The organism is Thermogutta sp. (genome assembly GCF_014359955.1).
GTDB lineage: Bacteria > Planctomycetota > Planctomycetia > Pirellulales > Thermoguttaceae > Thermogutta.
Genome location: NZ_JACIYL010000448.1, coordinates 1 through 3695 on the forward strand (window position 1 = coordinate 1; position 3695 = coordinate 3695).

A 3695-nucleotide genomic window follows, 5' to 3' on the forward strand; every position below is an offset into this window, starting at 1 on the left:
CTCTTTCTATCAACAGTTGTAACCCCTCAGATTATAATGCCGTTACCCAGGAATTGTGCAGAGGTTCCTTTCGATTCCGTCGTTTAATCTGTGCTTCTCTAATGTCTCTGAGCAAGCTTGTTCGGTGTGAAATGTGAAGAAAAGGCCGACCGTGGTCCGAAGTTTGTTCAGTTAGTCGGACAGTTGGGATGGCGGGCTCAGATTGTGACACGCTGATGGATGGAGGACATCCCGCATCCATTCAACGGTGGCACGCAGACTGGATGTCTGATGATTCTGGAGCTTCTCCACCAAGGAAGAAAGCACCGGTAAAAGGTAGTGAACAGCAAGATCGTCGTGAAGATGTATGAAAGACAAAAACTCGTTCTGTCGCTGGTTTGCCACCATGTAAGCCGCCCGAAGTGATAAAAAAGCATAGCAATCCGCCAGCACGGCAAGGTGATCAGGAGGTTCTTCCGTGCTATTCCGATAGCCCATGCGATCGTAGAGCTCCTCGAGCGTGGCAAGCATTTCCCCCGGCGAAACGAGCGGTAAATAGCTGACCGCGCGGAGGGAGACCTGGCCACCGGGATAAACGATTTGAAAATACTCCTCCGTCGTCGGATCGCTGCACCAATTTTCAGCGATTCTAAATAGAGCGGGATCCTGAATCTCCCGAAGGAGACTCTGAATTTCGCACTTTCTGCTGGCGGACGGCGGCAGAAGGAGGAGGGCGGCCAGGTGCCATTGCGCCGCGTCACGAATCAATTCAAAAAACGACTGCTCAGACATTTGTTGCATGTCCATGTTCATTGGTTGGAAACGACTCGCAGAGGAATCCATGCTGACCGCATCTTTCGTGAACCGATTTCCTGGTGGGCGCCGTCCCAGATGGCGAAAGCCACATGGGTTCCGCTATCGGGAGAGAATCCCTCGGGCGGATCCCGGACAATCACCACGGCCCAGCCCTGGGCGGTGCGAACAGCCTGCGCTTGCGAATGCTTTTGCAGGGGAATGATGGTACCAGGGCCTTCCGCCATAATGTCCTGAGCGCCTTTTTCCGGAACTGACGCCACATCGTTGCCCAAACGCCGTGCGGGGGCGTAGCGCAGAGCCATTTCCTGCTGCGCGGTGGATCCGGGAACCAGCGACGCTGCTTGAAATGGATAGTGGCCGATCGCCGCGTTCGGATACACGGCTTGAATGCCTTTCTCAAAAAGTGGCCCCTTTTTCCAGACGGCTTTCCAGAGAGTGATTTCCACCGGATGGCCTTTCTCGCCCATCTGCGGGGCTGGCAAGACGGCCTCCACTTTTTGAGGAAGCTGCACCGCACAGGCGTCGGAGAAGGCCGCTATGCCGGGATCCGCGTTTTCCGTGGCGTCTTTCCATTCCAGACGAAATGCCAGCCGATGCCCGTCGTACAGTGCGCGGACCGCGACGTAAGGCGTGGAAGGCTGCAGTAAGCGCGGCTCGACAAGATCCTGGAGAAGAAGCGGAATACGCAATTCCTGGGTCTGTTTCCAGAGAGAATCCGTGGGATCGGTGGGTAGTTCCTTCACCATCAGAGCCTGGATCTCTTGCGGCGGAGGCGCCACAGCCTGGCGACGGCATCCCCCCGCCACGATTGCCGCACCGACCAGCAAGGTCAAAGGTAGCCGTAATTTCCACATGGTCACATGCTCCATCAGGGACAGTTATGCCGAGCCACCTGAAAACGTTCGTCGAACAAAGGTCGCTCGAAAACGGGTTCCCGCAGTGGGACACGGACAATTTCTGTGCCGTCTTCTTCCATTCCGATGATCCAATCGTTCTGCCGCTTCCATCGAGGGACAATTTTCTCTGTGCAGCCAAAAAGTTGGATCAATCCCGCCAGATCAGGATCTTCCTTGGCGCTCAGGTACGTTTGGATCGCCGCCTGGACGTGGGGACCAAAGAGCTGCTCCAGGAATCGCACAGGCACATGAACTGGCGGAATGTAGTAAACGTTGGGCTCAAGACCTAATTGGGGTAAAAGGGGCAGGGCCACCTTGCGCACGTGAACGAGGTAGTCGATGGGATTGTCCGGGTTCGCAGATTCCGGGACAGAAATGTAGCCCGCCAGGCGGATTTTCCCGATGCAGTTGACAAAACACTGCGGTTGCAACCCTTGTTCGCGTTTGGGGAAGCAGAAAATACACTTTTCGGAGGTTCCCGTGAGAGGATTGAAAAATACTTTCTTGTAAGGGCATGCTTTCACGCACTCCCGATAGCCCCGACAGCGTCCCTGATCCAGCAGCACGATTCCATCTTCCGGACGTTTATAAATGGAGCCTCGGGGGCAGGCGGCCAGGCATGCCGGATAGGTACAGTGATTACAGATTCGGGGAAGATAAAAGAACCACACGGAGTGCGGCAGGTTCAAAGCCAGTCCGCGTTCCACATGGCCCGCGCAATCGTCTTCCCCAGTGTTGGGGAATGCGTAATCGTACTCGTCCGGCCGCCATCCCAGCACGCGTTCTCCAGCGGGAGCAGCTTCAAAGATCGTGCGCCCCAGATATTTTCCGTCCTTCCATGTTTGTGGGCCGAGCATTTCGAGAAGCTTCGTATCCCATGCGAGGGGATAACTGCCGTACGGTTTGCTTTCCACGTTATTCCACAGCATGTATTCCTGGCCTTTTCCTGAGGTCCAGGTCGTTTTACAGGCCAGTGTGCAGCTCTGGCAGGCAATGCACTTGTTAAGATCGAACACCGCGGCGTACTGTCGCTGAGGGCGGTGTTCCGGATACCAGTAGGACATGGTGCGTCCCAGTTGCCAGTTGTAAACGATTGCCATGGTTCCGCATCCTTCTCATGAAGAACGATTAGGGGTTTCAATCCGCACAAACTCGCCGGCAAGGTAGCGTTGGAGGGCCGGTGACTCATAGGTCGGACGGAGCCCCAGTTGCGCCACACGCCACAACCCCTGGCCGTTCAAACCGCCCGGTTCCGCCCGCGTGATTCTCACGATGGCTTCTCGCGGAGCACCTGTGGGACAATGCACGTCGGGAGCAAAACCGGTCGAGATAGCCTGTCCGAAGATCTCCTTCCGAACGAGTGAGTCCGTCATCCAGGTCGGCTTGAGCCAGCCTCGGGTAGCCGATTGATGCGACCCGGAGCGGAACATGGCCTGGTAGTTGGTACGGGGATTTTTGGCGAGGCCATCCGCCCTGGTGCGCTGCCCTTCCTGGGATCCGGGCGTGGCTCCGTACATGTTGAACCACATGCGGGTTACCCCCCGCGGGGTTCCCGGATAATACCGGGCACGGCAAAGAAGGCGTGCGAATTGATAGTCGCGAGAATTGTGCTGCCAGCCCCGGAAGGGACGATCTTCGGGGTCCCCGTCTATCCACACATAGTCTCCATCCTCGATTCCCAGTTCTTTAGCATCATCCGGATTGATGTCCACGTATCCCTCGGCCACGAAAGGTGCCCGCCTGTCATGACGATAAATATCGCCGAACGGGCCAAAGAGGATGGCGATCATGTCAGTATCGATGGGGGTAGTATGGGCGCCATGCCGATATTTGGGCGTGTGGAAGATGAACCGATATCCCTTGGCGAGCAGGGGATGCTGATGTTTTTCAGCCACTTCCCAAGGAAGGACGACGTTGCGCCCGCACCGCACATCACAAGACAAGTCTGTGCTTTCGACTCCGTAGTCCTCCGGCCCTGCGGGCCGAATGGCCTCATGTGAGGCC

General features: G+C 56.4%; 3 protein-coding genes and 1 pseudogene. All 4 read right to left on the reverse strand.

What is annotated here, in order from left to right:
- Nucleotides 1-171: 171 nt before the first annotated feature.
- The gene (locus tag H5U08_RS12820; protein ID WP_297033683.1) at nt 172-771 is read right to left on the reverse strand and encodes a molecular chaperone TorD family protein; all 600 of its coding nucleotides are present in this window, start codon (nt 769-771) and stop codon (nt 172-174) included.
- 17 nt (nt 772-788) lie between these two features.
- Nucleotides 789-1649 (reverse strand): ethylbenzene dehydrogenase-related protein, encoded by an 861-nt coding sequence (locus H5U08_RS12825; RefSeq protein ID WP_297033685.1) that lies wholly within the window; start codon nt 1647-1649, stop codon nt 789-791.
- Between the two features lie 14 nt (nt 1650-1663).
- Nucleotides 1664-2791: a 4Fe-4S dicluster domain-containing protein gene (locus H5U08_RS12830; protein ID WP_297033687.1), complete on the reverse strand. Its 1128-nt coding sequence runs from the start codon at nt 2789-2791 to the stop codon at nt 1664-1666.
- Nucleotides 2792-2806: 15 nt separating this feature from the next.
- A pseudogene (locus H5U08_RS12835) lies at nt 2807-3695 on the reverse strand (molybdopterin oxidoreductase); the annotation flags it as partial.

What these genes read in the sequence shown, in the direction of transcription:
- H5U08_RS12820 (WP_297033683.1), bottom strand. Translation starts at nt 771, where the DNA reads ATGTCTGAGCAGTCGTTTTTTGAATTGATTCGTGACGCGGCGCAATGG.
- H5U08_RS12825 (WP_297033685.1), bottom strand. Translation starts at nt 1,649, where the DNA reads ATGTGGAAATTACGGCTACCTTTGACCTTGCTGGTCGGTGCGGCAATC.
- H5U08_RS12830 (WP_297033687.1), bottom strand. Translation starts at nt 2,791, where the DNA reads ATGGCAATCGTTTACAACTGGCAACTGGGACGCACCATGTCCTACTGG.